Source organism: Pseudomonas libanensis, from assembly GCF_001439685.1.
GTDB lineage: Bacteria > Pseudomonadota > Gammaproteobacteria > Pseudomonadales > Pseudomonadaceae > Aquipseudomonas > Aquipseudomonas libanensis.
In genome coordinates this window covers 167,014-188,512 of sequence record NZ_JYLH01000014.1, presented here as the reverse complement: position 1 = coordinate 188,512, position 21,499 = coordinate 167,014, and the positions used below count along the sequence as shown (strand labels likewise).

Below are 21,499 nucleotides of genomic sequence, written 5' to 3'. Positions count from 1 at the left end.
GCGAGGTGCCGAGTGTTGGGGCGAAGGCCTTTTGGTTACTTTTGTGCCTTTACAAAAGTGACACGCCGTAAGGGCGTAACCCTAAGTAGCCGTTACCGCAGCAACGGATATGTACTCGGTCTGATCCAACATCCTGGACGGCAGTCAGGCCGCCATCGGGGGCAAGTCGAATCGTCGCACCGCCCCTCCCACATTTAGGTCGCGGGGGTGTCAGGTAGATAGTCGCCAGATGCCGAACCGTCAAGGGAGCAAGCTCCCTCGTTACAGGTTCAGGCCACGCGAAAGTTATGTAGATACCTATGGCCATCGCAGGCAAGCCAGCTCCCCCACGGGATATGGATAACCTCAGCCCCGCTGCGCCTCTGCCTCTTCATGGGCATGGCGCAGCCGTTCACGGCTATTGGTCAAATGCAGACGCATGGCCGCACGTGCCGCATCCGAATCCTGGCGTGCAATCGCCTCATAAATTTCTTCGTGTTCGCGACTCAGGCGGCTCATGTAGTGCTGTTGGTCATCATGGGCCAGGCGCGCCGAATTCAGGCGCGTGCGTGGAATGATGCTGGTACCCAGGTGGGTCATGATGTCGGTGAAGTAACGGTTGCCGGTAGACAAAGCAATTTCCAGATGGAAGGCAAAGTCCGAAGCTACCGCATCGCCGGCATGGGCCGCGCTTTCGTTCAGGGCATCGAGGGCCGCACGCATGGCGGCCAGCTGTGCATCGCTGCGACGCAAAGCTGCCAGGCCCGCAGACTCCACTTCAAGGCTGATACGCAGCTCCAGGATCGCCAGCACGTCACGCAAGGTCACTACGGTGGCCGGGTCAATGCGGAAACCGCTGGGGCTTGGCGTGTCCAGCACAAAGGTGCCGATACCGTGGCGGGTCTCGACCTGCCCCGCCGCTTGCAGACGCGAGATGGCTTCACGCACCACGGTGCGGCTGACGCCATGGGCGTCCATGATCGCCGATTCGGTGGGCAGCTTGTCGCCCCGCTTGAGCTGGCCGTCGCGGATCTGCTCGGACAACACCGTGACCAATTCCTGGGCAAGGCTGCGGCGCTTGCGGGGAAGACGTGGAGCGGCGCTGGCGTTTTCCATGATGAACCATCTTTCTCGGCGAACTAAAGACCGCATCATAGCCCATGGTGGTTGTACGATCACCGTTCCGGCGCGACTTTCATCCATATCCTTCGCGCAAAAAAAATGCCCCGACAGCAGTCGAGGCATTTTTCCTATGGGCCTGGAGGCGTAATCCGCCTACTTCACCACTTTCAAGCTCGGCCGACCGCTAGGGCGCGGCGGCTCGGTATCCGGTGGCGGCACATCATCACCGCCTTCACCTTCGATCGTTTCGCCGTCCTCGAAAGGCGACTCCAGATCGAACACCATGCCTTGGCCATTTTCCCGGGCATAGATCCCGAGGATGGCACCGATTGGCACGAACAGCGTATGGGGCACACCGCCGAAACGCCCTTCGAAGCTCACCGCTTCGTTGTCCATGTGCAGGTGACGCACGGCACTGGGCGATACGTTCAGCACGATTTGTCCGTCACTGGCAAAACCCTGCGGTACCTGAACCGCAGGAAATTCGGAATTGACCAGCATGTGCGGGGTGCAATCGTTGTCCACAATCCACTCATAGAGCGCGCGGACCAGGTAAGGTCGACTGGAGTTCATCAACGGCTCCTTAAGCCTTAGCGCATATCGCGTTCGACACCAGACAGACTCGCCTGGAAAGCCTCACGCGCAAACTGGCGCTCCATGTAATCAAGCAACGGCTTGGCCGGCCGTGGCAGTTCAATGCCCAGGATCGGCAAGCGCCAGAGTATGGGTAATAGGCAGCAATCCACCAAGCTTTGTTCCTCACTGAGGAAAAAAGGTTTGTCGGCGAACAACGGCGAAACGCCGGTCAGGCTCTCGCGCAATTCCTTGCGCGCCTGCACCCGAGCGGCTTCTTTTGAACGCGAATCCAGAATCACATCCACCAGCCCGCACCAGTCGCGCTGGATCCGATGGATCAGCAGGCGGCTGTTGGCACGCGCCACCGGGTATACCGGCAGCAAAGGCGGATGAGGGTAACGCTCATCCAAGTATTCCATCACCACGGTTGACTCCCACAACGCCAGGTCACGATCGACCAGGGTGGGCAAGCTGCCGTAAGGGTTCACTTCGATCAGTTTCGGCGGATGACGGCCCGCCTCCACACTGATGATCTCGGCGCTGACACCCTTCTCTGCGAGCACGATGCGTACTCGGTGGGAATAGTGGTCGGCGGGGTCGGAGTAACAGGCCAACCGATTGGTCACGCCCATGGCGGTCCTCCTCGCTTGTTGAAATTATCGAAAGCTCAAAAACGAGCGCGCCCAGAGAGCATCCCTGTAACGTCCGGTTCAACCGGTCGCTACGTGTTCAGAGATGCCGCTGGGCGCGCAAGATTAACAGCAATTGCTTACGGTTGGATCAATGCACATCCTTCCAGTATTCGCGCTTGAGCAGATAAGCGAATACGAAGAAGAAAGCCAGGTACAGCAAGACGTAAGTACCGATGCGCTGGTGCTGCAGTTTGACCGGGTTGGCCGAGTAGGCCAGGAAGGTCACCAGGTTCTTGACCTTCTCGTCGAACTGCTCTTCATTCAGCGTACCGGTCTTGGGCACGATGGTCAGTTGATCGCATGCTTCATGGGTCAGAGGCGTACCGGTCAACGGATCATATTGCTTCTTGCCGTCTTCAACGACCTGAACCTGCTTGCATCCTACCACTTGACGACCCTGCAGGCCGACCAGAACGTTCGGCATGCCGACGTTCGGGAAGACTTTGTTGTTCACGCCGTAAGGGCGCGCAGGGTCTTCGTAGAAGGATTTCAGGTAGCCGTAGAGCCAGTCGGTGCCGCGCACGCGAGCCACCAGGGTCAGGTCGGGCGGTGCGGCGCCGAACCAGGTCTTGGCGTCGGCCGGTTGCATGCCGGTGGTCATGTGGTCGCCGATTTTCGCACCGGTGAACACCGCGTGGCTGAGCATCACTTCATGAGGGATGCCCAGGTCATCGGCGACCCGCTCGTAACGTTGGAACTTGGCGCTGTGGCAACCCATGCAGTAGTTAGTGAATGTACGCAGCCCATCCTGCATGGCGGCTTTGTCAGACACATCGATATCGACCTTTTCCAGCTGCGCGCCATGTTCGGCGGCGAAGGACAGTAGCGGCAGGGCCGCAAGCACGAATGCAACGAATAACTTTTTCATCAGCCAGTCACCCTTTCCGGAACCGGTTTGGTCTTCTCGAGCCGGGTATAGAACGGCATCAGAATGAAGTAGGCGAAGTACAGGAAGGTGCAGACCTGCGACAGCAACGTACGCTCAGGGGTTGGCGCCAATACGCCGAGTACGCCCAGGATCACGAACGAAATGCAGAACACCCACAACCAGATCTTGCTCAACCAGCCTTTGTAGCGCATTGACTTGACCGGGCTGCGGTCGAGCCATGGCAGCACGAACAGCACCGCGATGGCTGCGCCCATGGCGATCACGCCCATCAACTTGTCAGGGATGGCGCGCAGGATCGCGTAGAACGGCGTGAAGTACCACACCGGTGCAATGTGCTCGGGAGTCTTGAAGGCGTTGGCCTGCTCGAAGTTAGGCTTCTCGAGGAAATAACCGCCCATCTCCGGGAAAAAGAACACGATCGAGCAGAACACGAACAGGAACACCACCACGCCGACAATGTCTTTGACGGTGTAGTAAGGGTGGAATGGAATGCCATCCAGCGGGATACCGTTCTCGTCCTTGTGCTTCTTGATGTCCACGCCATCGGGGTTGTTGGAGCCCACTTCGTGCAGCGCCAGGATGTGCAGCACAACCAGGCCCAGGATCACGATCGGCAAGGCCACCACGTGCAGGGCGAAGAAGCGGTTCAGGGTAATGCCCGAGATCAGGTAGTCACCTCGGATCCACTGGGTCAGGTCGTTGCCGATCACCGGGATCGCACCGAACAGCGAAATGATCACCTGGGCGCCCCAGTACGACATCTGGCCCCACGGCAGCAGGTAACCCATGAAGGCTTCTGCCATCAGCGCCAGGTAGATCAGCATGCCGAACACCCACACCAGCTCGCGAGGCTTCTGGTACGACCCATAGAGCAGGCCACGGAACATGTGCAGGTAGACGACGATAAAGAACGCTGACGCGCCGGTGGAGTGCAGCAGGCGCAGGATCGAGCCGTACTCGACGTCACGCATGATGTATTCAACGGAAGCGAACGCCTCCTCCGCCGACGGGGTGTAGCTCATCGTCAGCCACACGCCGGTGACGATCTGGTTGACCAGCACCAACAGGGCCAGGGAGCCGAAGAAGTAGAAGAAGTTGAAGTTCTTTGGCGCGTAATACTTGCTGAGATGGTCTTCCCACATTTTAGTGGCGGGGAAGCGCGCATCCACCCAATCCATGAACTTGCTCATCACGCGTTCTCCTTGTCGAGGCCAATGACTATGAGGTCGTCAGTTTCGTAGGTATGCGGAGGCACGGGCAGGTTCAAGGGCGCGGGCTGGGACTTGTAGACTCGGCCGGCGAGGTCGTAGTGGGAACCGTGGCACGGGCAGAAATAACCGCCGACCCAGTCCTTGCCCAGATCGACAGGGGCCACTTCCGGGCGGAAGGTAGGCGAGCAACCCAGGTGGGTACACAGACCGACCAGCAGCAGAATCTCTGGCTTGATCGAACGTACTTCGTTCTTGGCGTAGGCGGGCTGGTCGGAATTTTCGGATTGCGGGTCGGACAACTGGCCCTCGATCTTCTTCAGATTCCCCAGGATTTCCTCGGTACGACGAACGATGAATACCGGTTGGCCGCGCCACTCAGCAATCATCTGCTGGCCTGGCTCGATCTTGCTGACATTCACCTTCACCGGTGCACCTGCGGCTTTCGCCTTGGCACTGGGAAACCATGACCCCACGAACGGGACCGCAGCCCCCACCGCTCCTGCAGCACCCACCACGGATGTGGCTGCTACCAAGAAGCGACGCCGGCCTGCATTCACGCCGTCATTGCTCATTCAGTCCTCTCCCATCAGCTTTTTTGGCCTGTTAAATCAGGCGTCTACTAAGTGTTGAAACTTTACTTATAAAAATTTTGACGGATGGTAATGAAAAGCCCCACGTATGACAAGGGAATTGCCCGGGCCTCCGCCCCCAGGCCTTGTAGTATAGGGGGTCTACGGATGTGGCAAGTTGTCACGCACAAATTTATGTATAAATCGCAGGCAATAAAAAACGCCCAGCTCCGTGAGGAGGCTGGGCGTTTTTGTGGAACGTAAAGCGAATTAACGCTTCGAGTACTGCGGACGCTTACGCGCTTTACGCAGACCGACTTTCTTACGTTCAACTTCACGAGCATCGCGAGTCACGAAGCCAGCTTTGCGCAGAGCGCCACGCAGGGTTTCGTCGTACTGCATCAGAGCGCGAGTGATACCGTGGCGGATTGCGCCAGCTTGACCACTTACACCGCCACCGATAACGGTGACGTAGATGTCGAACTTTTCAACGGTCTCGGTCAATTCCAGCGGCTGACGAACTACCATGCGGGCAGTTTCGCGACCGAAGAAGTTGTCCAGGGAGCGGTTGTTGATCGAGATGTTACCAGTGCCCGGACGCAGGAAAACGCGTGCGGTTGCGGTTTTGCGACGGCCAGTGCCGTAATTTTGAGTCGCCGACATAATGAACTATTCCGTTAAAACTTCAGTTCTTGGGGCTGCTGAGCAGCATGAGGGTGTACAGCGCCCGCATAGACTTTCAGCTTGCGAAACATATCGCGACCCAGTGGGCCCTTCGGCAGCATGCCTTTGACCGCGATTTCGATCGGGGCTTCAGGCTTCTTGGAGATCAGGCCTTCAAAGTTGGAAGACTTGATACCGCCTGGGAAACCGGAGTGACGGTAGTACATTTTGTCTTGCGCTTTGTTGCCGGTAACACGTACCTGCTCAGCGTTGATGATCACGATGTAGTCACCGGTGTCAACGTGAGGGGTGTACTCAGGCTTGTGCTTGCCACGCAGACGGCTGGCGACTTCAGTGGCCAGACGACCCAGGGTCTGACCAGCGGCGTCGACGACAAACCAGTCGCGCTGAACTGTTTCCGGTTTTGCAGTAAAAGTTGTCATTCTTTAATAGCCTCAGGGGCCGCCCTGTAAATTAGACGGCGGATCTTACTGAATAGTGCTTACTTTGACAAGTCAAAGGCAGCCGGATACAGACGCTATCGGGGGCTCGGGTCGGCGCGTCCGTTCAACGGCAAGATTCTTCGGCAGACGGCGCATCACTTCCACTGCAGAAAGAGGTGGGCAATTATGCAGATTGCGAAAAAAAATTCAACCTGCTTTTATGATTGTTTTCCCCCGAAGGAGTACCCGATGGATTACCGACAGCTGGGCCGCACCGATCTGAACGTCAGCGCGATTGCCTTGGGCACCATGACCTGGGGTGAGCAGAACAGCGAGGCAGAGGCCTTCGCGCAGATCGAACGGGCCAAGGCCGCAGGGATCAACTTCCTCGATACCGCGGAAATGTACCCGGTACCGCCCAAGGCCGACACCTACGCCACCACCGAGCGCTACATCGGCAATTACTTCAAAAGCCGTGGCGACCGCGCCGACTGGATCCTCGCCAGCAAGATCGCCGGCCCCGGCAACACCATCGACTACATCCGCGACGGCTACCTGCGCCACAACCGCAAGCACATCGCCCAGGCACTCGACGCCAGCCTCGCGCGCCTGCAGACCGAGTGGATCGACCTCTACCAACTGCACTGGCCGGAGCGTAGCACCAACTTCTTCGGCCAACTGAGCTACAAGCACAAGGACGAAGACGACCTCACCCCGCTGGAGGAAACCCTCGAAGCCCTGGATGAGCAGGTCAAGGCCGGCAAGATCCGTCACATCGGCCTGTCCAACGAAACCCCGTGGGGCACCATGAAGTTCCTCGCCCTGGCCGAAACCCGCGGCTGGCCCCGTGCGGTGTCGATCCAGAACCCCTATAACCTGCTCAACCGCAGCTTCGAGGTGGGCCTGGCGGAAATCGCCATTCGTGAACAGTGCGGCTTGCTGGCGTATTCGCCACTGGCGTTCGGCATGCTCAGCGGCAAATACGAAAATGGCGCACGGCCGGCCAAGGCACGCCTGACTGAATACAGCCGGTTCAGCCGTTATTTCAACCCGCAGTCGGAGGCGGCGTGCAGCCGGTATGTGGCATTGGCGCGGGAACATGGTCTGGACCCGGCGCAGATGGCACTGGCGTTTGTGACGCAGCAGCCGTTTGTGACCAGCAATATTATTGGGGCTACGTCGCTGGAACAGTTGAATAGCAACATTGCCAGTGCCGAGTTGAAACTGTCGAAAGAGGTGCTGGAAGGGATTGAAGCGATTCAAAAGGATCATCCAAACCCGGCACCTTGATTGACCTTCAGACCGCCATCGCAGGCAAGCCAGCTCCCACATTTTGATCTGTGAATACCGTCAAATGTGGGAGCTGGCTTGCCTGCGATGAGGCCATCAAGAGCACCAGACAATCAAAGTGCCCGCGCAATAATCTCCTTCATGATCTCATTGGTCCCCGCATAAATGCGCTGCACCCGCGCATCCGCCCAGGCCCGGGCAATCGGGTATTCCCACATGAAGCCGTAGCCGCCGTGCAACTGCACGCACTCATCAAGTACCTTGCATTGCAGGTCCGTGGTCCAATACTTGGCCATCGCCGCAGTAGGCACATCCAGCTTGCCTTCCAGGTGCAACGCCATGCATTTGTCGACAAACACGCGGCCGATCTGAATCTCGGTGGCCATCTCCGCCAGCTTGAAGCGAGTGTTCTGGAAGTCGGCAATCGCCTTGCCAAACGCCTTGCGCTCGCGGGTGTAGTCCAGGGTCCATTGCAATGCCGCCTCGGCTGAAGACAGTGCACCTATCGCCACGGTCAAACGCTCCTGGGGCAGCTCCTGCATCAGGTACGCAAAGCCCATACCGGCCTGGCCCAGTAGGTTTTCCTTGGGCACCCGCACGTCCTGGAAGAACAGCTCCGAGGTGTCCTGGGCCTTCATGCCGACTTTTTCCAGGCGCTTGCCCTTGTCGAAGCCTGGCGTGCCGGCCTCCACCAGGAACAGGCTGGTGCCCTTGGCGCCGGCCTTGGGGTCGGTCTTGGCGACGACGATCACCAGATCGGCCAGGTAACCGTTAGTGATAAAAGTCTTGGAGCCGTTGATCACGTACTCATCACCATCCAAAACCGCTGTGGTCTTGACGCCCTGCAGGTCGGAACCAGCGCCTGGCTCGGTCATGGCAATGGCCGTGACCATCTCTCCGGAGATCAACTTGGGCAGGTACTTGTGCTTCAGCGCTTCACTGCCGTAATGCAGGATGTACGGCGCGACGATATCCGAATGCAGGGAAAAGCCTATGCCGGTCAAACCCAGGCGGCTGACTTCTTCGATCACCACCGCGCTGTAGAGAAAATCCGCGCCCAGACCGCCATATTCCTCTGGCAGGTGGGAACACAACATGCCCGCCTCCCCCGCCTGGTTCCACAGGTTACGGTCGATATAGCCCTGCTTTTCCCACTGCCCATGGAAGGGCACGGCGTGCTTTTCGAGGAAGGTGCGCACGCTCTCACGGAAGAGTTCGTGCTCCGAGCTGAACAAGGTTCTGGGGATCATGGGTCACCTGCGTGGATTGTCGGACAAGGACGAGCCCACAGAGCCTATGCCCCGAAGGCGTCACGGGACACTGGACACATGCGACAAAAAATAAGACGATCCAGCCGTCTGGTGACCACTTTCACCTATAAGAATAAATGAAATTATGTCTAACCAAATCTCCACGCCCTTGCGGCGCGTCAGCATTTTGGCCATTGATCGGGTATTCGCTTCAACCCTGATGCAAGCCAAGGATTTCTTCCACCTTGCCAGCCTGCGTTACGGCAAACAGCAGGGCCTGGGCCTGACCCCAGGGTTCGATACGCGCCTGGTCAGCCCCGACGGGCAGTCGGTGCGCAGCTTCAGTGATGTGATCATGCCGGTGGACGGCGGCCTGGAAGATGCCGACATCATCGTGCTGCCGGCCTTCTGGGACGACTTCGACGGCCTCTGCGCCCGCTACCCGCAAGTATTGCCGTGGCTGCGCGAACAACATGCCCGCGGCGCCGTGCTCTGCGGCGAAGCCACCGGGGTGTTCTGGCTGGCAGAAGCCGGGTTGCTCGATGGCAAGGAGGCGACCACCTACTGGCGGTTCTTCACTGCATTCAGCGAGCGCTTCCCCAAAGTCCAGCTCAACCAGGACAAGCACCTCACCGATGCCGACAACCTGTATTGCGCGGGCGGCACCACTTCAGCCTGCGACCTCTACATCTATCTGATCGAACGCTTCTGCGGCGCCAGCATTGCCCAGGCCGTGGCCCGCGACATCCTCTATGAGGTGCAGCGCAGCTATTCACCGGGACGTATCGGTTTTGGTGGGCAGAAGCTGCACCAGGACGTGATCATCCTGCAGATCCAGCACTGGCTCGAGGAACACTTTGCCGACAAGTTCCGCTTCGAAGACGTCGCCCGGGAACACGGCATGAGCATCCGCAACTTCATGCGGCGCTTCCAAACCGCTACCGGCGACAAGCCGCTGCATTACCTGCAACGGCTGCGTATCGAGACGGCAAAAGGCCTGCTCTCGGGCAGCCGCAAGAGCATCAAGACCATCAGTTATGAGGTGGGTTACGACGATGCGAGTTTCTTTGCGCGCTTGTTCAGGCAGCACACGGAGCTGTCGCCGAACCAGTATCGCCAGCAGTTCCAGCAGGCCGCCTGATCTCAGGCCAACACAAACCATTGTGGGAGCTGGCTTGCCTGCGATGGCGGTGATCAGCCAGCCTATAGTTGACTGATACACCGCCATCGCGGGCAAGCCCGGCTCCCACATTAGATCTCCATTGAGCTGGAGATTGATTAAGGCTTGTGGCCGCGCGACAGGAACTCGTGGGACTGCATTTCCAGCAGGCGGCTCAGGGTGCGCTGGAATTCGAAATTCAAGCGGCCGCCGGTATAGAGGTCCTTGAGTTCGACTTCCGCCGAGATGATCAGCTTGACGTTACGGTCGTAGAACTCATCGACCATGTTGATAAACCGTCGGGCGATATCGTCGGTGGCAACGCCCATCTGCTCGACGCCGCTCAAAATGACCGCATGGAAAATCTTGCCCAGCTCAATGTAGTCGTTCTGGCTACGCGGGCCGTCGCACAGTTGGCGGAACTCGAACCAGGCCACGTCATCGCAGGTGCGCAGCGCGATGATTTCGCGGTTCTCGATCATCAGCTTGTCGTTTTCCACCGCCTGAGTGCATTCCGGGGTCAGGGCGCGAAAGCTCTTTTTCAGGCTTTCGTGGGCCGCTTCGTTCAGCGGAAAGTGGAACAGCTCGGCTTGCTCCAAATGACGCAGGCGGTAGTCGACGCCGCTGTCGACATTAACGATATCGGTGTTCTGCTTGATCAGCGCGATGGCCGGCAGGAAGCGCGCACGCTGCAGGCCATCCTTGTACAAACCGTCGGGCACGATGTTCGAGGTGGCGACCAGGGTCACGCCGTTCTTGAACAGCTCCTCCATCAGCGTGCCAAGGATCATGGCGTCGGTGATGTCGGAGACGAAGAACTCATCGAAGCAGATCACTCGCGCTTCCTCGGAGAAGCGCTTGGCGATGATGGTCAGCGGGTTTTTTTCGCCCGGCAGGGTCTTCATTTCTTCGTGCACGCGCTTCATGAAGCGGTGGAAGTGGGTCCGGACCTTTTCCTTGAACGGCAGCGCTTCGAAGAAGGTGTCCACCAGGTAAGTCTTGCCCCGGCCGACGCCGCCCCAGAAGTACAGGCCTTTGACCGGCGTGTGGTCTTTCTTGCCAAACAGCTTGCTGAACATCCCCGGCTTGCTTTGCGAGGCCGCGACGAGGTCATCGTACAGGCGCTGCAAATGACGCACGGCATTTTCCTGGGCCGCGTCATGGAAGAATTCAGGGCGTTTCAGATCAGCTTGATATCGTTCTAGGGGCGTCATAATTTCGTTAGCAAGGCAACAAAAACGGGCCGTCACTGTAACGACGGCCCTGGATAATGGCAATCAACCCTTGGTCGGGTTAATCCTCCGTTGGGGTCAAGGCCACGCGCAAGGCGACGATGGCGGCATCGCGGGAGGCGGCGTCGGCGAACGGTGCGCTATCGGCCACTGCTGCACCGTCCAGCCAAACGCTGAAGCCCTGAGCCTCAGTGCGAACATCCAGCGCGTCGCCGCTTTGCAATTGCTTGGTCACCGCACCCGCCGCCTTGCCGTCGGCAAAGTTGCGCGACAGCAGCAGCTGCTCGCCGTCAGCCGCCAACAGGCGGAAGCGGAAACTGCCGTCCTCTTCGCGAAAGCTTACAAAGCGTGCGGCTTTCGCGGCTTTCTTTTTAGCGCTGACCGGCGCCGCCGCCTGGTTGACGAACGAACGCAGGCCCACCGCTTCGCGCAGCTCGGCCAGGAACGGTGCCGCCACGGAGCGGGCTTTCTTGGCGCCGATCAGCAGCAGGTCTTCCATGTCCGACGGGCGCGACATCAGTTGGTGATAGCGCTCGCGAGCTTCACCAAGTTGGCCGTCCAGCAACTGGAACAGACGGTTCTTCGCCTCACCCCAACCCAGGCCTTGCAGCAGCTCGCCACGGAATTCCTGCTCCTGGGCCTTGGTCGCAAACGCCTGGTACAAGGTAAACAGGTGCGAATTGTCCGGGTCCTTGGCTTCGCCTGGGGCGCGAGAATCGGTGACGATCCGCGAGATCGCGTCTTTCATGTCCTTGGCGCTGGTGAACAACGGGATGGTGTTGTCGTAGCTTTTGGACATCTTGCGGCCATCCAGGCCCGGCAAGGTGGCGACGCTTTCTTCGATCAACGCCTCGGGCATGGTGAAGAATTCCTTACCATTGCCAAACAGGTGGTTGAAGCGCTGGCCGATGTCGCGGGCCATCTCCACGTGCTGAATCTGGTCGCGACCGACCGGCACCTTGTGCGCGTTGAACATCAGGATGTCCGCCGCCATCAGTACCGGGTAGCTGTACAGGCCCATGGTGATGCCCGCATCCGGGTCTTCACCGTTTTCCACGTTCTTGTCCACCGAGGCCTTGTAGGCGTGGGCGCGATTGAGCAGGCCCTTGGCGGCAACACAGGTCAGCAGCCAGGTCAGCTCGGGGATTTCGGGGATGTCGGACTGACGATAGAAGGTCACCCGGTTCACATCCAGGCCGCCGGCCAGCCAGGTCGCGGCGATTTCCATGCGCGAGCGCTGGATGCGCTGCGGGTCATCGCACTTGATCAGGGCGTGGTAGTCGGCCAGGAAGTAAAAGGAATCGGCATTGGCGTCTTCGCTGGCAAGGATCGCCGGGCGAATCGCACCCGCATAGTTGCCCAAGTGCGGCGTGCCGGTGGTGGTGATGCCGGTGAGGATACGGGTACGGGTCGTCATGGGGGATCGCTTGTCATCAATTCGAAAGACGTGGCAGCACCAGATCCTTGAGATCGGTCAGCTTGCCATGAAAAAAGTGTCCGCATTCTGCCACTTTCAGCAGCTCATGGGGGCGTTTCAGGGCGGCCGACCAGTCGTAGACCAACTGCGGATCAACTACTTCGTCGGTTTCCGGCTGGATCAGGGTCAATGGGCAGCCTTGAGGCAGCACATCCGCATCGCCCAGGCGCATCACGGCGGCGGCAACCATGAACAGGTGCGCAAGCTTCTCGCCCTTGGCTTCCAAGCGGCCACCAAGACTGGCTGCGACGTAGCCGCCGAAGGAAAACCCCAGCAAGGTAATCGGCAGGTCCGGGTGTTTTTCCCGCAGCCAGGTGGCGGCCGCTTCGGCATCGTCCACTTCACCGGCGGCCATATCGTGAGTACCGGCGCTGGCGCCGACGCCACGATAATTGAAACGCAACGTAATCAAGCCGGCATCGCGGGCGGTGCGTTGCAGGGTCGAAACGACTTTATTGAGCATGGTCCCACCCTGCACCGGATTAGGGTGGCAGACCAGCGCCAGGCCACGTGGCTCGGGGTGATCCAGGTACAGGGCTTCCAATTGGCCTACCGGGCCATCGATCAAAACGGGGGTTTCACGCATGAGCAAGGATGAACTCCGTGACCTCTCAAGGGGTCGACTCGTCTAGCTAAAAGTCTGTGCATGGCATCATTGCGAGCTTAATCGCGGTATACAGCGCAGGTTTGAGCCGTTAACGTAAAGCAAAGCCGTTTATAGAGGAAGGACTCGTGGAACACTCGCTCTTAGTTTGGTTGTTGCCGACTCTTGCCCTGGTTGCCGGTGTCGCCATTGGATTCCTGGTTGCTCGCTTGCTGCCGAATGCCGCGCCTAACCGCACGCAGCGTCAGCTCGATGACATCCAGGAACGTTTTGACAGTTATCAGAACGAGGTTGTTACCCACTTCAACAGCACCGCAACCCTGGTCAAGAAGCTCACCCAGAGCTACCAGGAAGTACAGGATCATCTCGCCGATGGCGCTAATCGCCTGGCCCTCGACGACATCACCCGCCAGCGCCTGCTGGCTGCGCTGCATTCCGATGCACCGCAAACCCCACGGGAACGCCTGACCCCGCCGCGGGAAAACCAGGAGCCACCACGGGACTACGCGCCAAAGACGCCGAACGCCCCAGGCATGCTGGATGAGCATTACGGCTTGAAGAAGTAAGTCCTCTTCGAGCAATAAAAAGCCCGGCTGATCGATGATCAGCCGGGCTTTTTTCTCATTCTCCAAGACAACGCAGACCCAATGTGGGAGCGGGCTTGCTCGCGAATGCGGCGTATCAATCAAAATGTCAGTGACTGACACTCCGTATTCGCGAGCAAGCCCGCTCCCACATTTTTGACCGCGTTTGAGCCTTAAGACACAGGCTGTTCCTGCAACCGCCCACCCTCAATCCGCACATGCCGCCCATGGAAACGCTTGAGGCTGCTGCGGTGGCCGACGCTGACGATGCTCAACCCCGGTAACTCATCGATCAACGCCTGGTACAAGGTTGCCTCGTCTTCTTCATCCATGGCCGAGGTTGCCTCATCCATGTACAGCCATTGCGGCGCGAACAACAATGCACGGGCAAAGGCCAGGCGCTGTTGCTCGCCGGGCGAGAGCATGCGTTGCCAGTGGTTGGCTTCATCCAGCCGTGCGACCAGATGGGGCAGACGACAGGTTTCCAGGACCTGTGCATAACGTTCAGCCGGATAGGCGCTGTCGTCCTGTGGATAACTCAATACGGCCTTAAGCGTGCCAATCGGCAGGTAAGGCTTCTGCGGCAGGAACAGGTAGCGTGTCGCCGGCAAACGAATGCTGCCATGACCGGCCGGCCATAGATGGCCCATCGCTCGCAGCAAGGTACTCTTGCCACTGCCGGAACGCCCGCTGAGCATGACGCGCTGGCCAGGTTCCACAGTCATATCGGCGTCGCTGAGCAAATGACGACCGTCGGCCAGGTCCATTCCAAGATCCTCTATCACCAGGCGCTCGCCTTCAGGGCGCACATCGATGGCCGGGGCGCGTTGCTCATTGTCGCTCATGGCCTGTTGGAAGCTCAGCAGACGGTCACTGGTGGCACGCCATGTGGCCAGTTCCGAATAGGCGTTGATAAACCAGCTGAAATTCTCTTGCACGTTGCCGAACGCCGAGTTGATTTGCATCAGCTCGCCCAGTTCGATCTTGCCGGCGAAGTAGCGCGGCGCGGCGACGATAAACGGGAAGATGATCGCGATCTGGCTGTAGCCGGCCGTGAAAAAGGTCAGGCGCTTGGACACTTTCATGATGTCCCAGAAGTTGTGCCAGACCTTGCCGAAACGTGTGCTCAGGCGTTGCCTTTCATTCGGTTCGCCGTTGTACAGGGCAATGCTCTCGGCATTCTCACGTATCCGCACCATAGAGAAACGCAAATCCGCTTCGAAGCGCTGCTGCTGGTTACTCAGGCCGATCAAGCGACGGCCGATCAGATGGGTCAACCAACTGCCCACGGCGGCGTACAGCAGCGCACACCAGAACATGTACCCCGGAATAGTGATACCGAACACTTCGATGCTGCCCGACACGCCCCACAGGATGATCGAGAACGACACCAGGCTGACCACATTACGCAGCAATCCGAGGCCAAGGCTCAAGGTGCCGGAGGTGAAGTTATTGAGGTCTTCGGAAATCCGCTGGTCCGGGTTATCGGTATAGCCGCCCTGCTCCAGCTGGTAGTAGTTCTTGTGCGCGAGCCAACGGGTGAAGTGTTTTTCGGTGAGCCAGGCACGCCAACGGATCGTCAGCATCTGGGTCAGGTAGAGACGGTAGACCGCGCCGAGAATCGCCACCGCCGCAATACCGCCGAAATAACCGATCAGTTGCCAGAAGGCTGCGGTGTCCTTCTTCTCCAGGGCGTTGTAGAAATCCTTGTACCAGTGGTTGATCCATACGGAGATCGCCACGCTGAACAGCGACAGGCCAATCACGGCAGCCAGCAACAGCCAGGCCCTGCCCTTCTCTTCGCTACGCCAATACGGTGTGATCATGGCCCAGGTTCGGCGGAAGAATTGCCCCCGCACCGCGTCGTTGACCGCGGAGTACTCAGCGTTCTGGTTCATTGTTCAGGCTCGGTAGGAAAAACATCACAGGCGTTTGAACCGATCATAGGTGATCGGTTCGCGCATCCGTGCAGCCTGAAGCAGGTTGTTCAGTTTTCGTTCAGCGTCGTACCGGGCGCTTCTGCAGCTTGCGTTGCAGCGTGCGGCGGTGCATGCCCAGGGCACGGGCCGTGGCGGAGATGTTGCCCTCGTGTTCGGTGAGCACCCGCTGTATGTGCTCCCACTGCAGGCGGTCCACCGACATCGGGTTTTCCGGCACCAGGGTGTCGAGGTCGGCGTGTTCGGAAAGCAGCGCGGCCAGCACGTCGTCGGCGTCCGCCGGCTTGCACAGGTAGTTGCAGGCGCCGCGCTTGATCGCCTCGACGGCGGTGGCGATGCTGGAGTAACCGGTGAGGATCACCACGCGCATTTCCGGGTCGAGTTCCAGCAGCTTGGGCAGCAGCACCAGGCCGGAGTCGCCGTCCATTTTCAGGTCGAGGGCGGCGTAGTCCGGCAGGTCGGCCTGGGCGATGGTCAAGCCCTCTTCGGCGGAACCTGCGGTGCTGACGCGAAAACCGCGCCGGCTCATGGCGCGTGCCATCACGCGGGTAAAGGTCGCGTCGTCATCTACCAGCAACAGGTGCGGCAGTTCTTCGCCTTCGACTTGGATCTCATCACTCATCGATATCTCCTCGTGCGACACGGGGCAGGCGCAGCTCGGTGAGCGTGCCGCCTTCCTCATGACTATAGAGCTTCACTGAGCCGCCCGCGCGGGTCACGCTGGCCTTGCTCAAAAACAGGCCCAGACCGAAGCCTTTGCCCTTGGTGGTAAAGAAGGGTTTGCCGATCTGTTCGGCAATGGCCAGCGGCACGCCCGCGCCGTGGTCACGAATGCTGATGGTGATGTTTTCAGCGTCCCAGTCCAACTGTACGCCAAGCCCTTCAGGGCAGGCGTCAGCCGCGTTGTTCAGCAGGTTGAGCAGCGCCTGGGTCAGGTCCGGCGGTGGCGCCAGGCGCGGTACGCTGCCTTGGCCCAGCAGGTTGAAGCGGTAACTGGCTTCGGGACGCATCAGGTGCCAACGGTTCAGGGCCTCATCGAGCCACTGGGTGACGTCCTGCATTTCGACCGCCAGACGCCGATTGGCTTCGGCGGCGCGCACCAGTTGCTGGAGCGTCAGCTTGCACTGCTTGACCTGTTCCTGCAGCACGCTCAAATCGTCCTGCAGAGCCGGGTCGTGATGGTCCTGGGTCATCTCCTTGAGCAGCACGCTCATGGTCGCCAGCGGCGTGCCCAACTCATGGGCGGCACCGGCGGCCTGAGTGGCGACCGCCAGCAGTTGCTGGTCGCGCAGGCCCTCTTCACGGCGAATGGCGCGCAGTTCTTCCTGGCGACGCAGCTCTTCGGCCATACGTGCGGCAAAGAAGGTGATGACGGCGGCGGACAGGGCAAAACTCAACCACATCCCGTAAATCTGCAGGTTTTCCCGCGCGATGGGGAAGGTCTGCAACGGGTAGAACTGCGCCAGCAGCAGGGTGTACAGCGTGAGCGCGATCCCAGACAGCACCACCGAGTAGCGCCACGGCAACGTCACGGCAGCGATGGTCAGCGGCACCAGGTAATACGAAACGAACGGGTTGGTGGACCCACCGGAGAAATACAGCAACACGCTGTGGATAAACAGGTCGCAAGCCAATTGCAGGGCATATTCCAACTCGGTGACCGGCCAGGTGGTACGCAGCCGTATGGCGGTAAACGCACACAACACGGTGGAAAAACCGAGGGTCACGCCCAGTTGCAGCCAGGGCAGCGGCAGCAGATCGAACCAATAGGCAAGCCCGACGGAACCGGCCTGTGCGGCCAATACCAGGGTGCGAATGAACGTCAGGCGCCAGAGGTTCTGGCGAGTGGCGGAAGTCAGTTTTACGGCGGCGAGCATGAGCTCTCCCGATGAGCGCTGCAGGCGGATCGGCACGAGTATAAACGAAGCAGACCTGCTGGCACGCCGCGTGTGGCTCTTTGACGCAGGCCCGGCAAATGACCGTTCGTCGGCGCAGACCTACTTGCAGGTCATGTGTAAACCCGAAGAACCCAATGCCAGCGTCTACAGTCATACCGAGCACGACTACCTCAAGGAGCTTCCATGTCTCGTTTCACTCGCAGTGCTGCCATCATCACTCTCAGCGCCAGCGCGATTGCCAGCCTGCCGGCGATGGCCGCCGATGCACTGAATTACAACCAGATCTCCCTGCGCGCCGAAGTCAGCCAGGAAGTGGCCCGCGACAAAATGATCGTCACCCTCTACACCGAATCGCAAAACGCCGACCCGGCCAAGCTTGCCGCTGAAATCACCACCACCATGAACACCGCTCTGGGCCAGGCCCGCGCAGTCAAAAGCGTGACCCTGCGCCAGGGCAGCCGCAACAGCTACCCGATCTACGACAACAAGAACCAGAAGATCACCGGCTGGCGTGAACGCGCCGAACTGCGCCTGGAAAGTGCGGACTTCCCGGCACTGTCCAAGCTCACCGGCGAGCTGTTGAACACGCTGAAAATGGAGAACATGGACTTCGCCATCGCTGATGCCACGCGCAAGGCCAGCGAAGATGCGCTGCTCAAAGACGCCGTCACCGCGTTCAAAGCCCGAGCACAACTGGCTACCGACGCACTGGGCGGCAAGGGTTACAAGATCGTCAACCTGAACTTCAACACCAATGGTTACCCGATGCCTTACGCCCGTGGAGAAATGATGATGAAAGCCATGGCCGACTCAGCACCGACGCCTGAAGTTGAAGCAGGCACCAGCCAGGTCAGCATGATTGCCGATGGAGTGATTGAAGTTTTGCAATAATCGTAAACAAAAGACCATGGCGCAGCCTTAACAGGCTGCGCCATTTTTTATGCTGTTTCGCCACCACCGAAACTTCAGTCGACTTAGTCTCGCAATGAGGCCGCCATATACTTGACTGATTAAACAACTTACACCTTCCCTGATTGGGAGATGGAACTTCTCTTGTGAAAAGAGCCACACACTCAATACAAAAACAACTCCAATCTCCCTAATCAGATAATCAAAAAATGACAAATTCAACCCAACTTAATATCGTTCGTTATTCACCCTCAACACCTGGATCCACTCAAGAAGAACGCACCGAGGCGCAGGAACGAAAAACGCCCACGCCATTAAACAATAACGAAGTTTATACAACGGATAACACGGCCTCTATTACCAAACGCCAATCCGATGCCTACCAGGCAACCATTTATGGATCAGACCCTGTTCAAGCGCCCGGCACCAAGTACACATTAAAGGAGCGCGAGGGTCGCATTGATGCCTACGCCACGCGCGTAAATACACAGATCAAAAATATCGAAAGTGGTAGTGACGGCGAGAGAAACGTTAAATTCCAGAGCGTGCGCCTGTTCATGGAACCTTCCGGCTACTTCAGTGGAGGACTATTGGCGGCAGGGTTCGATCCCCATGAAAAGTTCACCGTAACGTTCAACACTTACGTCGGTATGGGGGCAGCAAAAAACCGCTCCGATACCGAAAGCCGAACCTACTCTGCATGGGAAATCGCCGCGGGTGTGCTCGAACACGACACACCAGAACGGGGCGGGATTGTCAATTTCCATAGCATGGTAATTGACCCAGAAGATCGGAATAAAATTAATGATCTGAAATCGTTTGGCAAACAACTGCAAAAACACTGGGAGCATGATATAGCCACGCCAATGCGCGGCGACGCTAGGCTCAACACCCTTATTGAGGTTATGGACGACCTGCCTTTCATACCCCATATCCCCCTACCCCAACCAAAAATATCAACAGTAATACCTGAACGCTCGGGCAAAGCAGACGCCTATGTAACGCGAGGTGCTTTGCAGAGTCTTCGTAGCGATAAGGACGCCTTTGAAAAGTTAAGCCCTGCCGGTCAAGAAGCGATTAGCCGCACGCTGGATAAGAATGGGCAGGTTATTATTCCCAATATCTACGGTTACCCCCTGAGTGGGTACGCGTTTATTCCCTATACGCCCTATGACGGCAATGACAACAACAGACCCAATCAGGGTGTCATGTTGGACTTGAGAAGTGGCGCTCTTCGAGAGATAAAGGGCGATGAAGAATTTGCGGCATGGGCCAAAGACAACCGTAACCAACTGATAAGTCGTTTCAATGCCAGAGACCTGCAAGGAGGAAAAGATGCGCATTGGCCGCCGGCCGCAGCGGTACTCGACAATCTGATCCAGGATAATAAAACCCACTATATAGGGCGCAACAGTTTGCTAAGCGATAAATCCGTGCCCGTTCGAGAATTGTTTAATTATACCCAGTCGCGAGGCAGTGATTATGAACTGAAATTCGGCGATCTGAACAAGGGTATTGCCGCGCATTATCAAGAGGTGAACGCCAAGAATGCACTATGGGACGATCAAACCAAGGTTTTTGGTGCCGTGGAGCAGGGCTGGAAGTCCGCAAAAGAAGTGTGGGGCAATACCTTTGGCTACGTACCCGTCGTTGGCAACGCTGGCAATATTGTTTTCGGCAAGCATGACGCCGACCATGGCATGACGGCCAGCGATCGCGTTGGAGGGACGACCGGCGCAGTAATATCAGGCCTCCTGCTGGCGCACGAAGTCATACCGGTCGGGGTAGAGGCAGGGCTGGGTGAACCGCCCTTGAACTTTAACGCCTCCGGCATCGAACACTACAATTGGCAACGCAACGCGCAGACCGGCGAATTTGAGCTGGCGCGAGTTCCTAAGTCGGCAAGCGATACGGATGCAGCTTCAGTCACGCCCAAACTGGCACCGCAAGAACCATCAGGGCCACAGGCTGCGTCCTTTCCGGGCATGCGGGAAATAGAGTTCAACGCAAAGACGTACTTCGCGGCAGAGAAGCCTGATGCCGGAGACGGGGTTCATTACCTGTTACGCGTACGGGATCCCAATGACCCATCGAAATTAGCCAGTAGCGGGATTATTGCCCGCCCTGATGAGGCCGGGGTATGGAGCCGGCGCGGTGAAGTCGGCGGCGTGAAGTGGCCATGGCAGCGCCCGGATTCACCCACCCCGAGTGAAAATCTCACCCCGCAGTTTTCCGACCTCTTCGCCGATGTCGACCAAGAGGCCGTGAAGCAAGCGGAAAGGTTCGACACGTTCATGAAAGTCGACGAGACAAAACCTTACGCCGTATCGACCCGCGGCTTTGAAGACAACGGCATTGTTAAAAGAAAGCTGAATATTTCCTGGGAGGCACCCAAGCAGAAGTTCGAGCTATTGCCCTCGGAACGAGCAGCGCCTACGCCACTCAGTACAACTGAGTACTCAGACCCCTTTTTGCCGGATCTGAATCGCAATGACTACACCGTCATCAAAAGCTCAAAAAGCGGCGATATCGAGTTGCCTTTGGATGCCAGTGCAGACACACCCGAAGCCACAAGACTGGAACGTCTCAAGCAATTCGAGCAAGCGATTCCCGACGCAGAACTGCGCTCTCGTATCTCCGAGGTCGCCCATCAAGGATCAGCATTACCCGCCGTTTTGGAGTTGATGCAAAGCTTGAAAGAAGGCTACGGCGTCACAGCAAGCAATACTTCTTTCGTTATTGACTACGACCCGATACACAGTGAAGCCCGCGTCAAAGTCATCGCCACGTGGTTTGTAAGCGATGTCAACGGTGACGTTCCAAAAGTGATTCCGGATTTAGAAGCAACCACCGTCCGAACCTTTACCATCCGCGAGAACAATGATGTGTCCGGCGTCCTCTACACGATTGACGATGACGCTCCAACTCACGTGGAAGTTTCGATCCCCGATGACCTCCCTCAGTAATCAAGGGCACCATTTGATGCACATGCCCCTACCTGAGTAACCAGAACGG

The 21,499-nt window shown here is 58.2% G+C and carries 20 protein-coding genes; 5 read left to right on the top strand and 15 right to left on the bottom strand.

The genetic code is table 11. From position 1 onward, the window contains the following. Positions 1-345 precede the first annotated feature (345 nt). The 8 genes from TU73_RS21430 to rplM form a co-directional block, all read right to left on the bottom strand. On the bottom strand, positions 346-1,095 hold the full coding sequence (locus TU73_RS21430) for a FadR/GntR family transcriptional regulator (RefSeq protein ID WP_032877801.1): 750 nt from the start codon (positions 1,093-1,095) through the stop codon (positions 346-348). Between the two features lie 159 nt (positions 1,096-1,254). Further along, positions 1,255-1,674 carry a ClpXP protease specificity-enhancing factor gene (locus TU73_RS21425; RefSeq protein WP_057013888.1) on the bottom strand — a complete coding sequence of 140 codons (420 nt, stop codon included), beginning with the start codon at positions 1,672-1,674 and terminating at the stop codon, positions 1,255-1,257. Between the two features lie 17 nt (positions 1,675-1,691). Further along, entirely contained in the window at positions 1,692-2,309 is a 618-nt protein-coding gene (locus TU73_RS21420) for a glutathione S-transferase N-terminal domain-containing protein (RefSeq protein WP_005784778.1), read from the bottom strand. A gap of 148 nt (positions 2,310-2,457) precedes the next feature. After that, positions 2,458-3,237, bottom strand: a complete 780-nt coding sequence (locus TU73_RS21415; protein ID WP_057013887.1) for a cytochrome c1 — start codon at positions 3,235-3,237, stop codon at positions 2,458-2,460. After that, positions 3,237-4,448 carry a cytochrome b gene (locus TU73_RS21410; RefSeq protein WP_003188526.1) on the bottom strand — a complete coding sequence of 404 codons (1,212 nt, stop codon included), beginning with the start codon at positions 4,446-4,448 and terminating at the stop codon, positions 3,237-3,239. Before TU73_RS21410 ends, TU73_RS21415 begins: the two co-directional genes overlap by 1 nt. Beyond that, positions 4,448-5,041, bottom strand: a complete 594-nt coding sequence (gene petA, locus TU73_RS21405; RefSeq protein ID WP_043048551.1) for a ubiquinol-cytochrome c reductase iron-sulfur subunit — start codon at positions 5,039-5,041, stop codon at positions 4,448-4,450. Before petA ends, TU73_RS21410 begins: the two co-directional genes overlap by 1 nt. Positions 5,042-5,308: 267 nt before the next feature. Continuing rightward, on the bottom strand, positions 5,309-5,701 hold the full coding sequence (gene rpsI, locus TU73_RS21400) for a 30S ribosomal protein S9 (RefSeq protein WP_002555064.1): 393 nt from the start codon (positions 5,699-5,701) through the stop codon (positions 5,309-5,311). A 14-nt stretch (positions 5,702-5,715) separates the two neighbouring features. Next, on the bottom strand, positions 5,716-6,144 hold the full coding sequence (gene rplM, locus TU73_RS21395; RefSeq protein WP_003171742.1) for a 50S ribosomal protein L13: 429 nt from the start codon (positions 6,142-6,144) through the stop codon (positions 5,716-5,718). A 249-nt stretch (positions 6,145-6,393) separates the two neighbouring features. Between rplM and TU73_RS21390 the strand changes: the two genes are divergently transcribed. Beyond that, positions 6,394-7,434, top strand: a complete 1,041-nt coding sequence (locus TU73_RS21390) for an NADP(H)-dependent aldo-keto reductase (protein WP_057013886.1) — start codon at positions 6,394-6,396, stop codon at positions 7,432-7,434. Positions 7,435-7,547: 113 nt separating this feature from the next. Here TU73_RS21390 and TU73_RS21385 read toward each other — a convergent pair whose 3' ends face one another. After that, the gene (locus TU73_RS21385) at positions 7,548-8,684 is read right to left on the bottom strand and encodes an acyl-CoA dehydrogenase family protein (protein WP_057013885.1); all 1,137 of its coding nucleotides are present in this window, start codon (positions 8,682-8,684) and stop codon (positions 7,548-7,550) included. A gap of 220 nt (positions 8,685-8,904) precedes the next feature. Between TU73_RS21385 and TU73_RS21380 the strand changes: the two genes are divergently transcribed. Then, positions 8,905-9,825, top strand: coding sequence for a GlxA family transcriptional regulator (locus TU73_RS21380; RefSeq protein WP_172833447.1), 921 nt, complete (start codon positions 8,905-8,907; stop codon positions 9,823-9,825). Between the two features lie 137 nt (positions 9,826-9,962). Here the strand turns inward: TU73_RS21380 and zapE are convergent, their stop codons facing one another. The 3 genes from zapE to TU73_RS21365 all read right to left on the bottom strand — a co-directional run bounded on the left by zapE (position 9,963) and on the right by TU73_RS21365 (position 13,138). Further along, complete coding sequence (gene zapE / locus TU73_RS21375) at positions 9,963-11,057, bottom strand: cell division protein ZapE (RefSeq protein ID WP_057013884.1); 1,095 nt, start codon at positions 11,055-11,057, stop codon at positions 9,963-9,965. A 79-nt stretch (positions 11,058-11,136) separates the two neighbouring features. Continuing rightward, positions 11,137-12,492 carry a tryptophan--tRNA ligase gene (locus tag TU73_RS21370; RefSeq protein ID WP_057013883.1) on the bottom strand — a complete coding sequence of 452 codons (1,356 nt, stop codon included), beginning with the start codon at positions 12,490-12,492 and terminating at the stop codon, positions 11,137-11,139. Between the two features lie 16 nt (positions 12,493-12,508). Then, positions 12,509-13,138 carry an alpha/beta hydrolase gene (locus TU73_RS21365; RefSeq protein ID WP_057013882.1) on the bottom strand — a complete coding sequence of 210 codons (630 nt, stop codon included), beginning with the start codon at positions 13,136-13,138 and terminating at the stop codon, positions 12,509-12,511. A gap of 146 nt (positions 13,139-13,284) precedes the next feature. On the opposite strand from TU73_RS21365, the gene TU73_RS21360 reads away from it, so the two are divergent. Continuing rightward, entirely contained in the window at positions 13,285-13,722 is a 438-nt protein-coding gene (locus TU73_RS21360) for a Z-ring associated ZapG family protein (protein WP_003171734.1), read from the top strand. 191 nt (positions 13,723-13,913) lie between these two features. Here the strand turns inward: TU73_RS21360 and TU73_RS21355 are convergent, their stop codons facing one another. The 3 genes from TU73_RS21355 to TU73_RS21345 all read right to left on the bottom strand — a co-directional run bounded on the left by TU73_RS21355 (position 13,914) and on the right by TU73_RS21345 (position 17,554). Continuing rightward, a complete protein-coding gene (locus tag TU73_RS21355; protein WP_057013881.1) occupies positions 13,914-15,638 on the bottom strand; it encodes an ABC transporter ATP-binding protein/permease in 1,725 nt (574 codons plus the stop codon). 100 nt (positions 15,639-15,738) lie between these two features. Continuing rightward, positions 15,739-16,299 carry a response regulator transcription factor gene (locus tag TU73_RS21350; RefSeq protein ID WP_003171731.1) on the bottom strand — a complete coding sequence of 187 codons (561 nt, stop codon included), beginning with the start codon at positions 16,297-16,299 and terminating at the stop codon, positions 15,739-15,741. Next, a complete protein-coding gene (locus TU73_RS21345) occupies positions 16,292-17,554 on the bottom strand; it encodes an ATP-binding protein (RefSeq protein WP_057013880.1) in 1,263 nt (420 codons plus the stop codon). Before TU73_RS21345 ends, TU73_RS21350 begins: the two co-directional genes overlap by 8 nt. Before the next feature lie 204 nt (positions 17,555-17,758). On the opposite strand from TU73_RS21345, the gene TU73_RS21340 reads away from it, so the two are divergent. Together TU73_RS21340 and TU73_RS21335 are read left to right on the top strand one after the other, a co-directional pair. Beyond that, positions 17,759-18,466: an SIMPL domain-containing protein gene (locus tag TU73_RS21340; RefSeq protein ID WP_057013879.1), complete on the top strand. Its 708-nt coding sequence runs from the start codon at positions 17,759-17,761 to the stop codon at positions 18,464-18,466. Positions 18,467-18,693: 227 nt separating this feature from the next. Then, positions 18,694-21,450, top strand: a complete 2,757-nt coding sequence (locus tag TU73_RS21335) for a hypothetical protein (RefSeq protein ID WP_231984745.1) — start codon at positions 18,694-18,696, stop codon at positions 21,448-21,450. Positions 21,451-21,499: the final 49 nt, after the last annotated feature.